We start from the raw sequence: 17,510 nt of genomic DNA on the forward strand, positions 1-17,510 counted from the left end.
ACCTCCGAGGCTTCTTTTGTGAACCTATTGGGGGTGTTTTATTTTTGGCTAAGAAGGTCTGGAATATACTGAAGCTACTGACTGGATAAGGGGAAGTTACTTAGGGGATATAGCATATAGCTAGGGAATCGAAAATGGAAAGGGGGCCTGTGATGAAGCTAATGAAAAAAGCTCAATCTCTCATAGGAATTGCCGTGATATTGATCTTATGGCAAGTGCTAACGGGTTTAGAGATTGTTCCATCTTTTATCTTACCTAGTCCACTGGCTATTCTAGAAGCGATGGTCGAAAAGCGGGAGTTACTTTTCTATCATGCAGAGGCAACGTTACTGGAAGCTTTTTTAGGCTTAACTATAGGGGTAGTCTTGGGATTTACTCTAGCGCTTACGATGGAACGCTTTAGTCTCTTCTATCAAATGCTTTACCCTATTTTGGTGATTTCTCAAACTATTCCCATTGTAGCGATTGCGCCTGTTTTAATCATTTGGTTTGGCTATGGCATCTTGCCCAAAGTAGTGATTGTTGTCGTATCTAGTCTTTTCCCCATTGCTATAGGGCTATTGGATGGCTTTCGATCTGTAGATCCCGATCGGATTCTTTTATTGAAATCGATGCAGGCGACAGATAGACAAATTATTCGCTATGCTAAGTTGCCAGAAGCTCAACCCTATTTTTTCTCAAGCTTGCGTATTTCAGCTACTTATGGTCTCATCGGGGCTGTTTTAGCGGAACTCTTGGGAGGGAATAGTGGCCTTGGGGTTTACCTGACTAGAGCAAGGAAATCTTATGCTTTTGATGAAATGTTTGCCATTATTTTTTTGACGACCTTGATTAGTTTAGCCTTGGTCTGGCTGATTAAGAGGATTGAAAAATTTGCTACACCTTGGAAAAAAGAAGAGGAGAGAAGAAAACATGTGTAAAAAATTTCGCTTTTATCTGTTGAGTATTGTAGCTTTAGTCTTCGTTTTTAGCTTAGTCCCATTAGGAACAATTGAAGCAAAAGAAAAATTAACGGCCATTGATTTTGTCTTGGATTATACGCCAAATACCAATCATACGGGGATTTATGTGGCTCAGGCAAAGGGTTATTTTAAAGAACAAGGGCTTAAAGTGTCCATTATTCAACCACCTGAAGATGGGGCACCTGCTTTAGTGGCATCTGGCAAGGCTAAATTTGGGATCGATTATCAAGACACCCTAGCGCCTGCTTTTGCCTTGAAAAAAGCGCTACCAGTGACAGCTATTGCGTCTCTTGTTCAACATAATACATCTGGGATTATTTCATTAAAAGATAATCCTGTTCAAAGGCCAAAGAATATGGAGGGGAAAGCTTATGCCACTTGGGGATTACCGATCGAACAAGCCATTGTTAAAAATGTTGTGGCTAAAGATGGTGGGGATCCTAAAAAAGTGAAATTTTTACCAGAAGCTTCTGCCAATATCTACAACATGTCTAAATCTGATTATGATTGCGTTTGGGTTTTTTATGCTTGGGATGTTATGTCTGCAAAAGCTAATCATATCGACTACCAATACTTTGCTTTTAGGGATATCAATGATACCTTTGATTACTACACCCCAGTTATCATTGGAAACAATAGTTACATGAAGCAACATCCTAAAGAAACAAAGAAATTTTTAGCTGCGGTGAAGAAGGGTTACGAATATGCCATAGCCCATCCTAAAGAAGCGGCAGATATTCTTTTAAAAGCTGCGCCAGAGTTGGATAAAGAAACAGTATATAAGAGTCAAGACTATTTGAAGGATCAATATATTGCGGATGCCAAACGTTGGGGAGAATTTGACAAAGACCGGTGGAATCGTTTCTATGAGTGGTTAGCTAAGGAAAAACTAATTGATAGGAAGATCCCTAAAGATTTCGGCTTTAGCAATGCTTATTTGCCGGAGTAGAGCCATGTTACTTTTAGAAGCGGAGCAGTTGAGTAAAAGTTACCAAGGGCAGCTAATTATTTCTGATATATCTATTCAACTTCTTGAAGGGGAAATTGTTGCTTTATTAGGGACGTCTGGTGTAGGGAAAACCACCCTTTTTAATTGCTTAGCAGGGTCAGTTCAGGCGGATAAAGGGCATGTTTATTTAAAGGGCAAAGATATCACAGGGCAAACAGGCCATTTTTCCTATATGCTTCAAAAAGATCTCCTCTTTGAACAGATGAAAATGATAGATAATGTGAGTTTGCCTTTACAAATTTCAGGCATGAAAAAAAAGGAGGCTCGCGAAATAGCCCAAAGTTATTTCAAACAATTTGGCTTAGAAGGGCGAGAGATGGATTATCCCAATCAACTGTCTGGAGGCATGAGGCAAAGGGCAGCTTTTTTGAGGACTTATTTAGCATCTGGTTCCTTGATGCTATTAGATGAACCTTTTAGTGCCTTGGATAGCCTAACCAAAGAGGATATTTACTATTGGTATTTAAAAACTAGTGCACGCTATAAACTCTCGACTTTGTTTATTACGCATAGTGTGGATGAGGCCATTACCTTGTCAGATCGCATCTATGTTATGAAAGGAAGACCCGGTAAAATTATAGGGGAATTTCTGATAGAAGCAGCTCCTGATCGGCAATCTTTTGCTTTGACCAAGGAATTTTTAGACTATAAGAAGGCTATTTTAGAGGCGATTCAGTCTTAGAGAGTCTACAATAAGATATTTTCTCTTTTATCTTATATAAAAAAGCCTTGTTTTAAAGGAGACGGTCACTGATGTTAGTAAATGCGCATGATCATCTGAGTCATTATAAAGAGAATACGGCAAAAGCCTTGGACATGATAAATAATTTGCAGATAATAACCTTGGCAAATGGACAAACAGTGGAAGAATATGCCAGTATTCAAGCTGTAGCAGAGAAGTGCCCTTATATTAAGAAAGGTTTTGGGATCCATCCTTGGTCTGTGGATGAGCAAACGTCTTTAGAAAATTTAGAGCCGTATTTAGCGGATGCTGATTTTTTTGGAGAAATTGGCTTGGATTATTTTTGGGAAAAACGGAGTCAATTTTATGGACGCCAACGAGAAGTTTTTGGCTTTTTCTTAGAACAAGCGGAAAAATATCATAAGCTCGTGAATATCCATACCAAGGGAGCAGAGAGGGAAATTCTTTCCTATTTGAGAAGCCACCAACTAGAGGCGACTATTATTCATTGGTATTCTGGCCCCTTAGACTTAGTAAAAGATTATTTAGACTTAGGGATTTATTTTACGATTAGCGTGGATGCAGGTGTGTCAGCTTTAACGAAAGAATTGATCCGTCGTTTACCAATGGATCGTATCCTAACTGAAACAGATGGACCAGATTCGTCGGAATGGCTGGGCCTTGGCTATGGCTTCCCAGATCGGCTCTTGGCCATTATGGATCAGATAGCAAAAGTGAAGGGCATTAGTGAAAGAGAAGTAGAAGAAAGAGTATATGCTAATTACCTTCGTTTAGGTCTGTAAAAGCTTGGGCTGGATACTTGTCCAGTGCTTACCATTTAAATTAGCTCCTTTTCGGACGGCAAAAGAGATAGACTCAGCTGATAGTATCTGTTTAAAAGCTGGGTGCTTTTTCTGGCCTAGGCATAGAGAAGTGATAAAATAAGGTGAGTAGAAATTTAAGCACTCAGCTTATAGAATGGCTGGGATAAAGAGGAGCCAAGCTTTCCCATCAGCTGGATTGAAGCATTAGGAGGATTCAGCTAGACGCTAAGGAAGCGAATGGCTAGAGTAGAGGTGGAATGATGAAGATCACAATTGCTGGTGCAGGGGCTATGGGGATGAGATTTGGCTTGATGTTGCACCGTAGTGGGGAAGAAGTTACATTTATTGATGGCTATAAGGCCAACGTTTTGGCTTTAGAAGAAAAGGGCTTGCAGGCGAATTATAATGGGGAAGAAGTGATTGACCAGATTAAAGCCTATGATATGACGGCTATTCCAACTGACTTGACCATTGATCTGTTGATCCTATTTACCAAGTCCACCCAATTAGAAGACATGTTACAAGCCGTTTCAGGAAATATTAGTAAAAATACCAAATTATTGTGCTTATTGAATGGAATCGGCCATGAGAAAGTGATTGAAAAGTATCTTTCTCTAGAACAAGTTTTCATTGGGACGACCATGTGGACAGCTGGAATGGAAGGCCCTGGACGAGTGAAACTTTTTGGGAAGGGATCCGTTCATTTGGGGGCTGTAGATAAAAGTCAAGAAGCTGTTGGAAAAGAAATAGCGGCTGTCTTAACAAAAGCAGGCTTAAATGCGCATTATGCTAGTCATATTAAGGAAATGATTTATCGGAAAGCTTCCTTAAATGGCTGTATGAATAGTCTTTGCACCATTTTGGAGGCGAATATGGCTGAAGTGGGGGCATGCCCAAGTACGGAAAATATGATTCATTCTATTGTGGATGAGTTCTTAGCTGTAGCGGCCAAAGAAGATGTTCATTTAGAAAAAGAAGAAATTCTTGCCAACATTCACTCCTGTTATGACCCACAAACCAATGGGAAGCATTACCCTTCTATGTACCAAGATTTGATAAAGAATCATCGGCTAACGGAAATTGATTACTTAAACGGGGCGATTAGTGAAAAAGGGAAAGCCTATGGGATTCCTACGCCTTATTGTGATCTGATCACTAACTTAATACATGCTAAAGAAAAATTGTTAGAGGCGAAATAAGTTAGGGGAAGTTGTAGGGGATAAAAATTTTCAAAAAAATATCCTCTAAAAAGTCCCTAAATAGCAAGCTTTTATAGTGGTTTTTGATACTAGACTTAAAAGAAATTTAAAGAAATGGCTTGACAGGGTATAATTGCCTTGATATAGTAAAGCACAAGTTAAGAGATGCGTTGAAGAGATAAGTAATTAGTGGAACTTGCTCAGAGAGTCGGCGTTAGGTGGGAGTCGATCGAGGAAAGCTAGTGAAAATGGTCTTGGAGCAGTACAGTTGCAAGCTTCCAGTGAGTGATTGTCGGGATCTCCCGTTACAGAGAAAGAGTATAATCAGATCATTCTGACGTACTTAATGAGGTAGTATTAGTGATAATACTATAAAAAAAGGTGGTACCGTGGAAGCTTTGGCTTTCATCCTTTTGCATTATAAACGTGCAAGGGGATGAAGGCTTTTTTTGTTTCATCCTTGGGCACATGTATCAAGGAGGAATATTTATGACCAAAAAATTACCTATTCGTCTGGCTAGCGTCGTAGCTTTAGGCCTTTTGACCATTTCTGGAGCACAAGAATTAGTGTTGAAACCTATTCTTCATCCGCAAAGCATCGAAGCTAAAGAAAAAGAAGAAAAGATAGTGGTAAAGGCTATTGAAACGGCTGAAGTGACGGCTTTTGATTCAGTGAAATGTTACGATGTTATTTCTCAAGACGCTTTATCTAAAATTGGCGAGGGCTTAGTGAAGTTCAATGATGAAGGAAAGATTGTTCCTGCTGGAGCGATAGAATTACCAAAAGTTTCAGAAGATGGGCTAACTTACAGCTTTAAACTTCGCCCAGAAGCTAAATTCTCTAATGGTGAGAAAATTACCGCTAAAGATTATGTTTATGCTTTCAGACGTTTAGCGGATCCTAAAACAGCTTCTGCCAATGCACGTAAAGCAACTTTTTTGAAAAATGGGGAAGCTATCGTAGATGGAAAAGCTAAACCGGAAACATTAGGGGTTGAGGCAATTAGCGATGATGAATTAAAAGTAACAGTCGAAAAAGCTTTGCCTAATGTGTTGAACTTGTTAGCTGGTACGAATTTCTTCCCTCAAAGTCAAAGTTTTGTTGAAAAAGCTGGAGAGGGCTATGGGACAAGTTCGGATAAGATCCTTTCTAATGGGCCTTTCGTGGTCAAGGGGTGGGATTCGACGAGTATGAATTATAGCTATGAAAAGAACCCAAATTACTATGATACGAAGAAGGTTCAAGTGGATGAAGTACAGGTCGCTATTGTGAAAGATCCTAATACTATTGTCAATCTTTACGAATCAGGGGAAGCAGACATTGCACCAATTTCAGGATCTTTATTGAATCAGTATCGAGGCAAAAAAGAATTAAAATCTTTCCCAGGATCATCTCATTCCTATCTAGAATTAGGTATTGGCTATGCGAAAGCTTTAAACAATGAAAACTTACGGCAAGCTTTATCTTATGCGATCGATCGCAAGACTATAGCAGAAAAAATTCTCTCTGGTAATGCTACTCCAGTTAAAGGCTTAGTAGCACCAAACTCGGTATTTGATCCAAAATCTGGTAAAGATTTTACAGAAGATTCAAAAGATTTTGGAAAGTATGACTTGAAAAAGGCTAAAGCTTATTGGGCTAAAGCGAAGAAAGAGCTGGGAGTGGATAAAGTAGAATTTGATTTGTTAGTGACTGATGCGGAAGGGCCTAAAAAGATTGGAGAATATATCCAAGGGCAAGTGAATAACAACTTGAAAGGGATTAAGATTAACCTGCTTCCTCTTCCGGCTAAAGCTCGCTTTAAGAAACTATTAGCCCATCAGTTTGATTTAGCTCTAGGTGGTTGGCAAGGGGACTCTGGAGATGCCTTGGAATATATTGCTAACTTTAGAACTGGCGTGACCCACAATCATGGTCAATATGTTGATAAAGCCTTTGATGAACAACTGGATAAGATTGAAGGAGAATTATCTCAACCAGGCAAAGAAGTTGAACGAGAAAAGGCTCTGCATGAAGCTGAAAATTACTTGGCGGAACATAAAGCTTTTATCCCAACGATTCAAAACAATTCCAGTTACCTAGTGGATAAGAAAATTAAAAAGATTGCCACTATCCCAGGCAAAGCTATTGACTATACCACTTTACGGGTTGAAGAAAAGAAATAGACTGGGCTTTTAACGAGGCAACTTGGCTAAATGTGCCAAGATGAGTGCATTTAGCCTCATTCAATGAGTTACTTGATTCTTGCTTAGGCCTATTCTAGCGCTCTTTGTAAAACTCATCTCCCCCCGATTTTTTCCACTGTTTTACCCTTACTGATAGCTAGAGGGTTAGGGAAGTAGTCGGTTTGGTTCCTACTGGAGTGCTAGTTTAGGCTTAGGTGAGCAACGCCCCTATCAGTTTAAGAGACGTGAGGGGAAATATATTAGGATTGAGCGCTACTTCCTCCTTGATTGGCTTTTGATGTTGTGTGATCAAGGAGGCAAGTGGTGTTCTTTATTAAGGAGGTTTATCGTTTGACTTATCGACGCTATTTGATTCAACGAGTGATCTATCTTTTGATCACCTTGTGGCTTATCGTTTCTCTAACGTTTTTCTTGATGAAATTTCTCCCAGGTTCACCATTTGCTAATGAAGAAATGTTAACCGCTTCTCAATTGGCTAGTTTAAAGGCTAAATACCATTTAGATTTGCCCCTTTGGCAACAATATGGTCACTATTTGGCCAATGCCTTGAGAGGGGATTTAGGTATTTCTTTCCAATTCAATAACACGCCAGTGACGGACTTGATTAAAGCTCGTGCTCTCCCTTCTATTCAATTAGGCTTACAGGCAATGTTATTGGGAACAATAGTAGGGACTTTATTAGGCTGTATTGCAGCCGTAAAGCACAATTCTTGCTTAGATTATTTGACTTCGGTTTTGGCAATTGGGGGAAGATCGGTTCCTAATTTTGTTTTCGCTGTCGCCTTACAATTTGTTTTTGCTGTGACTTTGCATTGCCTACCTATTGCTTTTTGGAAGGACGGGTTTCTATCGACCATTTTGCCTACTTTAGCTTTAGCTATTGGGCCAACAGCAGATGCCGCTCGGTTTGTCCGGACAGAGATGGTAGAGGTCTTGAACACGGATTATATTGAATTAGCCACAGCAAAAGGATTTTCAAAGAGCTATGTAATTTTTTCACATGCATTACGTAATGCGATTATTCCCCTTTTAACTATCTTAGGGCCTATGACAGCTGGGTTGATGACAGGGTCTTTAGTGATTGAAAATATCTTTTCCATTCCTGGGATTGGGGAGCAATTTACGAAATCTATTTTAGTGAATGATTATCCAACTATTATGGGGATCACTATTTTATACTCCAGCTTTCTTTTAGTGTTTATTTTATTGGTAGATATTTTGTATGGGTGGATTGATCCTCGGATGAAGCTTTCAGGAGGTGAAGCTGAATGAATCAGATAGATGATTTTTCTAGGCGTGATTTAGGAAAGGCTAGACATACGCAAGGGGTGGCAACAGCGACACTTCCTAAAATGCCTGATACAGCCTACAATAAGGCCTTGCTATCTTCCTACCCTCGTTTAAGTCCAGATGATTTTCGCTTTGATGAGGGACTTAATCAGCAAGAGTTAGAAGAAAGGGAAAGTCCTTCTCAAGACTTTTTTCAAGATGCTTTTAGACGTTTAAAAAAGAATAAGGCAGCTTTGCTTTCTCTTTTAGTGCTACTTATTTTAATAGGGATTGCCGTCTTAGCGCCTGTTTTGTCGCCACGTTCGCCTATTGCGCAAGAGCCATCTTTCGCCAATTTGCCACCAAAGATACCGGCTTTAAGTCATTGGTCACTTTTCGATGGATTTAACCATACAAAAGGATCTGCTCCGGTTGATGCCTATCAATTAGCGCAAGTTCCAAAAGGCCAATATTTCTATTTGGGGACAGATGCCTTGGGTAGGGACTTGCTCTCACGTATTTTGTACGGCTTGCGTATTTCTTTATTGATCGCCTTTGTGGCTGCTTTCTTGAATGTGATTTTTGGAGTGACTTATGGTTTGGTGTCTGGATGGCTAGGTGGGAAGGTAGATACACTCATGCAACGGGTGATTGAGATTCTTTCTGGCGTACCTAATCTAGTCATCGTTATTTTATTACTTTTGGTGCTAAAGCCTGGCTTACTGTCCATTATCCTTACGATTTCCTTGACCTCATGGATCTCGATGTCTCGAGTGGTTCGGGCGAAAACCTTGCGTTTAAAACAACAAGAATATATCCTTGCGGCACGTGTCCTAGGGCAATCTACGCCGAGTATTTTTCTAAAACATTTATTGCCCAATATGCTAGGTCTGATTATTGTTCAAGTCATGTTCGCCTTGCCAAGTGCTATTTTCTTTGAAGCTTTCTTGAGTTTTATAGGGATTGGCCTACCAGCTCCAGCAGCTTCTTTAGGGACTTTGATCAATGATGGCTATAAAACTTTCAGATTTTATCCTCATCTCATGTGGTATCCAGCAGCTGTTATTTCCATATTAATGTTGGCATTTAACTTGCTGGCAGATGGGCTTCGGGATGCTTTTGACCCAAAAACGAAAAATTAAATAACTAAGGCATAAAAGATAATGCATAAATAAATTTATACGATATCAGAAAGAGGTGATGTGATGACAGGAGGAAAAAAGCAAGAAAAAGTAGATACTTTTGAAAATGAGGCAAATCAAGGAGCTGGTCTAAAAAAAGTAAGAGAAGATGTTTCAGGAAGAGCAGATCAAGCAGTAAATGCTTCTGCGCAAGAAGATATTTTGCTGGAAGTGAAGGATTTAGAAATTCATTTTCATAGTCAGGATGGTGAGGTGGAAGCGGTACGTTCGATTAGTTTTCACTTACGGCAAGGGGAAACTTTGGCTATTGTTGGGGAATCAGGTTCAGGGAAAACAGTCAGTTCAAGAAGCCTAATGGGTCTTTTAGGGAAAAATGCGGAAATTGTAGCGGGGTCTATTCAATATCTTGGACGAGAGCTAACGACATTAGACGATAAAGGCTTTCAAAAAATACGGGGGAGCGAGATCGCCATGGTCTTTCAAGATCCAATGACTGCTTTGAACCCGACATTAACCATTGGTCGGCAAATTGAAGAAGTATTGCTCTATAAGCGGGGATTTTCAAAGAAAGAAGCTAGAAAAGAAGCGATCCATCTATTGGAGAAATGTGGGCTGACGCAAGCCGAAGAACGTCTTTTCCAATACCCCCATCAATTATCAGGAGGGCAAAGGCAAAGAATCGTGATTGCTATAGCTTTAGCGGGCAAGCCAAAGCTTTTGATTGCGGATGAAGCTACTACCGCTTTAGATGTGACGATCCAAGCCCAAATCATTGAGCTTTTAAAGAAATTACAAGAAGAAGCTGGAATGGCGATGATATTTATTAGCCATGATTTAGGAGTGGTTGCTAGAATTGCGGATAGAGTAGCCGTGATGTATGCAGGCAAAATTGTAGAAACTGGTCGAGTGGATCAAATTTTCTATCATCCTCAACACCCCTATACTTGGGGTTTACTAGCTTCTTTGCCCACACTTGAAACAAAAGGCCGATTACATACCATTCCAGGGACACCCCCAGTATTGATTCATCCTCCAAAAGGAGATGCCTTTGCGGCAAGAAATGCTTATGCTTTAGCTATTGATTGGGAGATGGAACCCCCTTTATTTCAAGTGGAAGAAGATCATTATGCGGCGACTTGGCTTTTGCATCCTCTAGCCCCACGACTCGTTTTACCAGAGCATATTCAAAAACGATTCGCTTATTATCAAGCGAGGAAGGAGGAGAAGATAGATGACCAAAATCGATTGGAGCAAATCAGCGACAGAAGAGCGTGAAGAATATAAGCAAGCTGAAAAAGAACAAAGCACTCCTATACTGGAACTAGATCATTTAGTCAAAACCTTTCACTTAGATAAGCACCATGAAGTAAGGGCAGTAGATGGAGTGAGTTTTCAGGTCAATAAGGGAGAAAGTTTTGGACTGGTTGGGGAATCTGGTTCAGGGAAATCAACTATCGGGCGCTTGATTGCTCGTTTATATCCCGCTAGTTCAGGGAAGATTATTTACGAAGGAAAAGAAATCAGTCGATTGAAAGGGAAAGAACTCCTGGCTTACCGAAAAAAAGTGCAAATGATCTTCCAAGACCCTTATGCCTCTTTAAACCCTCGAATGAAAGTGAGAGACATTATCGGTGAAGGGATAGATATTCATGGATTAGCGGCAAGTCCCAAAGAAAGGGAAGAGAAAGTGGACGATTTGTTGGAATTAGTGGGCTTACAAAAAGTGCATGGCTCACGTTATCCTCACGAATTTTCAGGGGGACAAAGACAAAGGATTGGAATTGCGAGAGCATTAGCAGTAGAACCAGAATTTATCATCTGCGACGAGCCTATTTCAGCCTTAGATGTTTCCATTCAAGCCCATATTGTTAATTTACTATCCGATTTACAAGAAAAGTTAGGCTTAACTTATCTCTTTATTGCCCACGATTTATCGATGGTGAAATATTTTTCTGATCGTATAGCTATGTTGTATCATGGGCATTTGCTCGAATTAGCCGAGGCAGAGGAACTCTATCGCAATCCCCAACACCCTTATACGAAAAGCCTTTTGTCAGCCATTCCTTTACCAGATCCCGACCATGAAAGGGAAAGAAAAAGGCTTATTTTTGATCGAGAAGTGTCTAATACAGGGAAGTGGCTAGAAGTTACGCCAAATCATTACCTAAGACAAGAGGCTTAGTTAGTCTATCAATCATATCCTCAGATAAGAGTTTGAGGGATTCCGCTTTTAATAGACTATAAAAGAAGCAAAATTTAAGAAAATTGCTCTGATCGTTATAGAGTTTGGAATGAGAAAATTTTTATCTAGGTAAAAAGAATATAGAAAAGTAGGCCCTAAATGCCCTCATCTGGTAAGAAAAGATAGGTCATAAAAAAGTGAAGAGATCTGTAGGAATGCAGAAAAGTGGGAGCTACCTTTTTTTAGGAAAGATCTAGTCAGCTAGCTGGACGTTCTTCTTTTAGATATTAAAAGGAAATAAGACAGATGTAAGCGCCTTTTTCACCTGTTGACAAGTCCTTAAAATGGGTCTAGGCTATAGGGTGTAAGTGCTTCAATATCTTATATCATTGATTAAGGGGGTTTCTTTCTTATGTCTTGTACAACAATTCTTGTTGGTAAAAATGCTAGTTATGATGGATCAACTATTGCGGCTAGAATTGAAGATTCAGCATCTGGCATGTTTAAAGCAAAGAAATTTATCGTTGTTGAGCCAAAAGATCAACCGATCCACTATAAATCTGTTCGGACAGATTGCGAAATTGAGCTACCAGACAATCCAATGCGCTATACTTGTGTCCCAAATGTTAAGAAATGGAGAGGTGTTTGGGGGGCTTGTGGCGTTAACGAAAAGAATGTTGCTTTAACAGCTACTGAAACCATTGCGGTAAATGAATTAGTTCTTGGAGCCGATCCTCTTGTAGAATATGTTGAAGGTGAAGTGAAGAAGGGCGGTATTGGAGAAGAAGACTTTGTGACGATTGTTCTTCCATATATTTCAACAGCTCGTGAAGGTGTGTTAAGACTGGGCGCTTTGTTGGAAAAATATGGTACCTATGAAGTCAATGCTATCGCTATTCATGATGTAGACGAAATTTGGTGGTTAGAAACGATTGGTGGGCATCATTGGATGGCTAGACGAGTTCCAGATGATGCCTATGTTGTGAATCCTAATCAATTAGGAAGTGACTATTTTGACTTTGAAGACAAGGAAAACTTCCTATGCTCTGACGATTTGAAAGAATTTGTTGAAGAAAATCATTTGAACTTGAACAAAGATGGGAAATTTAACCCACGTCTTGTTTTTGGAACGAATAGTGACTCCGACAAGGTTTACAACACTCCTCGTGCTTGGATTATGTTGAGATACTTTAACCGCAATTCTTACAAGTGGGATGGACCAGATGCGGATTATCGACCAGATTCTGAAAACTTACCTTGGTGTTTAGTGCCGGAACGCAAGATCACTATTGAAGATGTCAAATATGTGATGAGTCATCATTATCAAGGAACACCATATGATTGCTATGGGAACAACACCAATCCGAATGAAAAAGGGATATTCCGTCCAATAGGGATTAGCCGTAATGATGTTTTAGGGATTACGCAAATTCGTCCATATATGCCAGAAGCCATTCGTTCGATTCAATGGCTAGCTTTTGGCTCTAATGTCTATAATGCTATCGTGCCATTTTACCCTAACGTGCGGAAGACACCAGAATATTTGAGCAATACGACGCTTAAACCAAGCGTTGAAAATGTTTACTGGGCTAATCGGATTATAGCTGCTTTATGTGATCCGCACTTTAACACGACTAATCAACATGTGGAACGTTACCAACTGGCTGTCCAATCTAAGGGGCATGAAATCATCAATAAGACAGATAAGAAATTCTTGGCAGAAGAAGGTCAAATTGATGTGCATGATTTGCTAGAAGAAGCTAATGAAGAAATGGCAGCTTACCTAGAAGAAGAAACCACTGATCTATTAGATACAGTGCTTTATGTCGCTAGTATGGCTATGAAGAATGGCTTTGCACGGTCAGATAATTAAAATTTAGCTAGTAATTGATATCACAACTCCTTAATAAAAAGGCTATTCTCATGTAGAGGATAGCCTTTTCTTAATGGGAGGAAATATTGTTTTGCCTTCAGTTGTTGGTCTTTTTTCCCTACTATGGATGAGGGATTCATGATAGAATAAAAAAGAATAAAGAAAGGGAGTTTGGTCATGGAAAAAAGGAAAAAAGACAACTTTTTTAGCCTATTTGAAAGGGGCATGCTAGTCTTCATGGCAGTGTGTACTGCCTTTGCCTTTTGTCGTCCGGCAAAGACTCTTGTGGTGAAAAAGCCATTCGGATCAAATATGACCTATACGGGAATTATTAAGCAAGATAAATTTACGGATCAGGGCTTTTTGACGGTAGAAAAAAAAGGTCGTTACGAAGGAAAGTTTAAAGATGGTCGTTTTTATGGGAAAGGTGAATTCCGATTTGATGATGGTTCTGTTTATAAGGGGACTTTTAATGGAAATAAAATGGCCAAAAATGTAAGCTATACTGCTCCAAAAGGAACGGTTTGGCTGAAAGGTAAAGGATATTGGGTGAGAAAGGCTGTAAAAGATGAGAATTAAAGGTTTAGATACACTGAGAGTTTTTGCTATTGTAGTGATCCTTATCTACCATTTCTTTGATAAGATCCTTCCTGCTGGTTTTTTAGGGGTGAACATTCTTTTTGTTTTGTCTGGTTATTTGCTCATGCGCAATTTTTTAAAAGAGATTAATCAGACGGGACATATTCATCTAGGGCGGTTTATAAATAGACGTTTTATTCGTATTGTTCCAGCTATTTTGCTGATGCTGATCATTTCTTTAGTCTTTGTTCAATTTGTGTCAACAGATTATTTGGTCGGCTTACCCCAACAAGTTGCTGCTGTATTATCCTTTAATACGAACTGGTATGAAATTCTCAATGGTGGCTCATATGAAGCGCAATTTATTAAGCATATTTTCCTCCATACCTGGTTTTTGGCCTTGGAAATTCATTTTTATATCTTAATGCCTGTCCTTATACTGGCTATCCTCCAAGTGGCAAAGAAGAAAGCTTTAGATTTTAAAGGCATAAAAATTTATTTGAAACGTCTCTTACTGGCCTTGACTCTTATTTCCTACCTTATTTTGTATATAGGGGTGTTAACTGGGAAGCTCGGCACCTCATTTAATTATTTCTCTGATTTTACTCGGATGAACTCCTTGTTCTTAGGGGCTTTCTTGGCAGTCTTTTTAGAAGATCATCAAATTCCTCGTTTATCGCCAGCCTTAGCTCTAGGAACTTTAACTGTGGTTACTTTAATTTTGTCCTTGCTACTGAATTATAATGACCAACAAACCTATCTCGTCGGCTTTTTCGTTATCGATATACTGACAGCTTTTGCGATTGCTCAATGTCTGAATGCTGAACATGTCTATGAGCCAAAACTGATCACTAAATTAGCCAGTTACACTTATGGGGTCTATATTTTCCATTATCCTTTTATGGTGATGGTCTCTAGTTTAACCAGTTCCTTCATCAAATATCCGATAATTCTATTTTTAATCATAGGGGCAGTTATCCTTAACCAAAAAATATGGGAACCCTTGTTTAGAGGAGAAGAGATTGCTTTTCTACCATTAAAACCGAAATCCTTTAGGGCAAGATTACTTGTTCTAGCTAGTCCATTTTTGATCATCGCTTTAAGTGGCTTGGTGCGCTATAGAGAACCAGACATGCTCAGTTTGGAAAAACAAATTTGGGAAAAGACGGTTGAAGGAGATGTGCAGAAGATTGAAGCGGATATTAACAACTTATCGCAAAGTGTTAAAATGGCAGGGGGAGACGCTCTAGCTGATAGCAATCGGGACGTCAAGATCTTGATGCCAGCGGATATGCACAAAAAAGGATCCATTTCGGTTATTGGGGATAGTGTAGCGCTTGGACCAAAGAATTATTTGGAAAGTAGCGTAAGCAATCTGAGTGTTGATGCTAAAGGTAGTCGTCTGCTGGAAGTGGGAGCAGATGTGATTAGAGAATTGAGGCAGCAAAATCAATTAGGCGAGTATGTTGTTGTGGCTTTGGGAACGAATAATCAAGATTCACCGAAGTACTATCTAAAAGAAATACTCAAGGCAATTCCAGCTGGACGAAAAGTTGTTTTTGTGACCCCTTATAATGGACGAGATAATCTGACCTATGTGGCTGAAGCCATGCGGAAGATTGCCAAGGCCAACAAGTATATAGCGATCATGGATTGGCAAGCTTTTTCTGAAAAGCATCCAGAATTCTATGAAGGAACGGATAAAATCCATTTTTATGGGAAAGAAGATGCTTATAAGGCTTACAAAAATCTCTTGATGGAGGCTCTTCAAGAGGCTAAGAAGAAGGGAGCTAAACCTTAATCGCTTAGGAATAGCTAATAATTTAAAATGTTCGTGACCTCTTAGGAAGCGAACATTTTTTATGAGAGTGGCTTGTCCGGATAACTTACTGGTGAAAGTCTACAAAAAATAAGATTGGAAAGTCAGTCAGTAGTATTTTTGAACACAAGAGCAGATCTTCGAAAGAGGTAGGAACATGTCAGAAAAAACAAAGGGAATGTTGGCTATTCTAATGGCGACATGTGTATGGGGTGGAGGATTTGTCGCCTTGTCTAAGTCACTAGAAACTGTGGATACTATGGCACTTTTGGCCGTCCGTTTTTCTTTGGCAGCCCTCATCATGCTAGCTTTATTTTTTAAGGAAATAAAGACGATCCAGTGGAAAGAATTTAAACAAGGGATACCCTCTGGATTTTGCTTATTTATGGGTTTTACGACGCAAAGTTTTGCCTTGAAATTGACTACAGTGGCTAACAATGCTTTTTTATCCGCACTAAATGTTATTTTTACTCCGTACTTTCTTTGGTTCATCTATAAAAAGCATCCAGGGAAAAAGATATTTATGGCCAGCCTTCTTGCCTTGATAGCGGTGGGATTTCTGACCTTAAATAGTGCCGGCCTTGCCCTTAATTTAGGAACAGTTTTGTCTTTGATTGACGCGGTTTTCTTTTCTTTGCACCTTATTTTTTCTTCTCGAATGAAAGGGAGCAGTGTCAAGCTGATTACCTTTATCCAATTTAGCGTGACAGCTGGCTTGGCTTTTCTTGCTTGCTTTTTGTCTGGCGCACGAATAGCTTTCCATACCCCACTGGAAATAGGCTTGTTGGTTTACTTAACGCTCTTTTCGACCATTATGTGTTATGTCCTGCAAATATATGGGATTAAACGACTTCCAGCTAGTTTGGCAGCTATCATTTTGACCTCTGAAGCTATGTTTGCGACTTTTTTTGCCAGCATATTTTTACATGAAGCTTTAACTTTGAATATCTTAGTCAGCATGATTCTTTTAATCTCTGCTGTTCGTTTGGCGACTAAGCGAGATTAAAGGGAATAGGATGCTAGTCTTTTATAGGAGGAGTCAGTGGCTTATCTCACATAGATAAGCCATTTTTTTATAGCTAATTTTAGCGAAAAAAGTGAGCAGAATATTTTTAGATGAAGATCGTTTGCTAAGGTAAATGACTTAAGCAATCTATTTAATAGCATGGTAAATGGAAATTAAGTTAATAAAGTATGAATAAATGGACTTATTTAGGTATTAAATGAAATTGACTTACTTATGATGTTTTTTGAAAACGATTTCCACTATCGATTAAAGGTGCTAAAATAAGCGTGTAGTAAATGAAAAACTGAGGAGGAAGAAACTTATGGCATACGATGTTGTTATTGTTTCTAAAGAAATGGGTAAAGGGGAAGAATCTCTAACTCAAACCTTGATGCTTGGTTTTATTCATACTCTTGCTGAAAGAGAAGAAAAACCTAAAAACATCATTCTTTATGGTGAAGGGGTTGCTTTAACTTGCAAGGGGTCTGAAGCTATTGATGACTTGAAAGCTTTAGAAGCAGCAGGAGTTAATATTCTTTCTTGCGGTATTTGCTTGAACTTCTTAGAATTGGATAAGAAGTTAGAAGTTGGTGGCGTGACAACCATGGGTGAAGTGGTTGACATTTTAGCAGCTAGCGATCACATCATCAAACCTTAGTCCAGAATTGTTCATTATGTCATCTTAAAAAGATTTAGCTTTAGACAAGTTACTGGACTGATCTGGTAGCTTGTCTTTTGCTTTTTGGACTTTTAGCTCCTTCGTTTTTCAGGCCTGTA

At 39.3% G+C, this 17,510-nt stretch carries 15 protein-coding genes and 1 other annotated feature; all 15 genes read left to right on the forward strand.

What is annotated here, in order from left to right:
• Positions 1-152 precede the first annotated feature (152 nt).
• Positions 153-920, forward strand: a complete 768-nt coding sequence (locus D3H64_RS04330) for an ABC transporter permease (RefSeq protein ID WP_199700136.1) — start codon at positions 153-155, stop codon at positions 918-920.
• Positions 913-1,911, forward strand: a complete 999-nt coding sequence (locus tag D3H64_RS04335; RefSeq protein ID WP_121565042.1) for an ABC transporter substrate-binding protein — start codon at positions 913-915, stop codon at positions 1,909-1,911. Before D3H64_RS04330 ends, D3H64_RS04335 begins: the two co-directional genes overlap by 8 nt.
• Positions 1,912-1,915: 4 nt before the next feature.
• Positions 1,916-2,653: an ABC transporter ATP-binding protein gene (locus D3H64_RS04340; protein ID WP_121565043.1), complete on the forward strand. Its 738-nt coding sequence runs from the start codon at positions 1,916-1,918 to the stop codon at positions 2,651-2,653.
• Positions 2,654-2,724: 71 nt separating this feature from the next.
• Positions 2,725-3,456 (forward strand): TatD family hydrolase, encoded by a 732-nt coding sequence (locus D3H64_RS04345; protein ID WP_121565044.1) that lies wholly within the window; start codon positions 2,725-2,727, stop codon positions 3,454-3,456.
• 281 nt (positions 3,457-3,737) lie between these two features.
• The gene (locus D3H64_RS04350) at positions 3,738-4,676 is read left to right on the forward strand and encodes a 2-dehydropantoate 2-reductase (protein WP_121565045.1); all 939 of its coding nucleotides are present in this window, start codon (positions 3,738-3,740) and stop codon (positions 4,674-4,676) included.
• Positions 4,677-4,837: 161 nt separating this feature from the next.
• Positions 4,838-5,092: a binding site (T-box leader), on the forward strand.
• Between the two features lie 73 nt (positions 5,093-5,165).
• On the forward strand, positions 5,166-6,842 hold the full coding sequence (locus tag D3H64_RS04355; protein ID WP_158589222.1) for a peptide ABC transporter substrate-binding protein: 1,677 nt from the start codon (positions 5,166-5,168) through the stop codon (positions 6,840-6,842).
• 333 nt (positions 6,843-7,175) lie between these two features.
• A complete protein-coding gene (locus tag D3H64_RS04360; RefSeq protein WP_305000258.1) occupies positions 7,176-8,135 on the forward strand; it encodes an ABC transporter permease in 960 nt (319 codons plus the stop codon).
• Positions 8,136-8,215: 80 nt separating this feature from the next.
• The gene (locus D3H64_RS04365) at positions 8,216-9,274 is read left to right on the forward strand and encodes an ABC transporter permease (protein WP_121565104.1); all 1,059 of its coding nucleotides are present in this window, start codon (positions 8,216-8,218) and stop codon (positions 9,272-9,274) included.
• Between the two features lie 63 nt (positions 9,275-9,337).
• Positions 9,338-10,549: an ABC transporter ATP-binding protein gene (locus D3H64_RS04370; protein WP_121565047.1), complete on the forward strand. Its 1,212-nt coding sequence runs from the start codon at positions 9,338-9,340 to the stop codon at positions 10,547-10,549.
• Complete coding sequence (locus tag D3H64_RS04375) at positions 10,506-11,456, forward strand: ABC transporter ATP-binding protein (RefSeq protein ID WP_121565048.1); 951 nt, start codon at positions 10,506-10,508, stop codon at positions 11,454-11,456. Before D3H64_RS04370 ends, D3H64_RS04375 begins: the two co-directional genes overlap by 44 nt.
• A gap of 412 nt (positions 11,457-11,868) precedes the next feature.
• Positions 11,869-13,329 (forward strand): C69 family dipeptidase, encoded by a 1,461-nt coding sequence (locus tag D3H64_RS04380; RefSeq protein WP_121565049.1) that lies wholly within the window; start codon positions 11,869-11,871, stop codon positions 13,327-13,329.
• A gap of 177 nt (positions 13,330-13,506) precedes the next feature.
• Positions 13,507-13,908, forward strand: a complete 402-nt coding sequence (locus tag D3H64_RS04385; RefSeq protein ID WP_121565050.1) for a hypothetical protein — start codon at positions 13,507-13,509, stop codon at positions 13,906-13,908.
• Entirely contained in the window at positions 13,898-15,709 is a 1,812-nt protein-coding gene (locus D3H64_RS04390; RefSeq protein WP_121565051.1) for an acyltransferase family protein, read from the forward strand. Before D3H64_RS04385 ends, D3H64_RS04390 begins: the two co-directional genes overlap by 11 nt.
• Positions 15,710-15,884: 175 nt before the next feature.
• Positions 15,885-16,733, forward strand: coding sequence for a DMT family transporter (locus D3H64_RS04395; protein ID WP_121565052.1), 849 nt, complete (start codon positions 15,885-15,887; stop codon positions 16,731-16,733).
• 322 nt (positions 16,734-17,055) lie between these two features.
• A complete protein-coding gene (yedF, locus tag D3H64_RS04400; protein WP_121565053.1) occupies positions 17,056-17,391 on the forward strand; it encodes a sulfurtransferase-like selenium metabolism protein YedF in 336 nt (111 codons plus the stop codon).
• The last annotated feature ends 119 nt before the right edge of the window (positions 17,392-17,510 follow it).

Origin of the sequence: Atopobacter sp. AH10, from assembly GCF_003664595.1 — a bacterium.
Lineage (GTDB): Bacteria > Bacillota > Bacilli > Lactobacillales > Aerococcaceae > Atopobacter.

What these genes read in the sequence shown, in the direction of transcription:
- D3H64_RS04385 (WP_121565050.1), top strand. Translation starts at nt 13,507, where the DNA reads ATGGAAAAAAGGAAAAAAGACAACTTTTTTAGCCTATTTGAAAGGGGC.
- D3H64_RS04380 (WP_121565049.1), top strand. Translation starts at nt 11,869, where the DNA reads ATGTCTTGTACAACAATTCTTGTTGGTAAAAATGCTAGTTATGATGGA.
- D3H64_RS04330 (WP_199700136.1), top strand. Translation starts at nt 153, where the DNA reads ATGAAGCTAATGAAAAAAGCTCAATCTCTCATAGGAATTGCCGTGATA.
- D3H64_RS04345 (WP_121565044.1), top strand. Translation starts at nt 2,725, where the DNA reads ATGTTAGTAAATGCGCATGATCATCTGAGTCATTATAAAGAGAATACG.
- D3H64_RS04375 (WP_121565048.1), top strand. Translation starts at nt 10,506, where the DNA reads ATGACCAAAATCGATTGGAGCAAATCAGCGACAGAAGAGCGTGAAGAA.
- yedF (WP_121565053.1), top strand. Translation starts at nt 17,056, where the DNA reads ATGGCATACGATGTTGTTATTGTTTCTAAAGAAATGGGTAAAGGGGAA.
- D3H64_RS04350 (WP_121565045.1), top strand. Translation starts at nt 3,738, where the DNA reads ATGAAGATCACAATTGCTGGTGCAGGGGCTATGGGGATGAGATTTGGC.
- D3H64_RS04355 (WP_158589222.1), top strand. Translation starts at nt 5,166, where the DNA reads ATGACCAAAAAATTACCTATTCGTCTGGCTAGCGTCGTAGCTTTAGGC.
- D3H64_RS04390 (WP_121565051.1), top strand. Translation starts at nt 13,898, where the DNA reads ATGAGAATTAAAGGTTTAGATACACTGAGAGTTTTTGCTATTGTAGTG.
- D3H64_RS04335 (WP_121565042.1), top strand. Translation starts at nt 913, where the DNA reads ATGTGTAAAAAATTTCGCTTTTATCTGTTGAGTATTGTAGCTTTAGTC.
- D3H64_RS04365 (WP_121565104.1), top strand. Translation starts at nt 8,216, where the DNA reads ATGCCTGATACAGCCTACAATAAGGCCTTGCTATCTTCCTACCCTCGT.
- D3H64_RS04340 (WP_121565043.1), top strand. Translation starts at nt 1,916, where the DNA reads ATGTTACTTTTAGAAGCGGAGCAGTTGAGTAAAAGTTACCAAGGGCAG.
- D3H64_RS04370 (WP_121565047.1), top strand. Translation starts at nt 9,338, where the DNA reads ATGACAGGAGGAAAAAAGCAAGAAAAAGTAGATACTTTTGAAAATGAG.
- D3H64_RS04395 (WP_121565052.1), top strand. Translation starts at nt 15,885, where the DNA reads ATGTCAGAAAAAACAAAGGGAATGTTGGCTATTCTAATGGCGACATGT.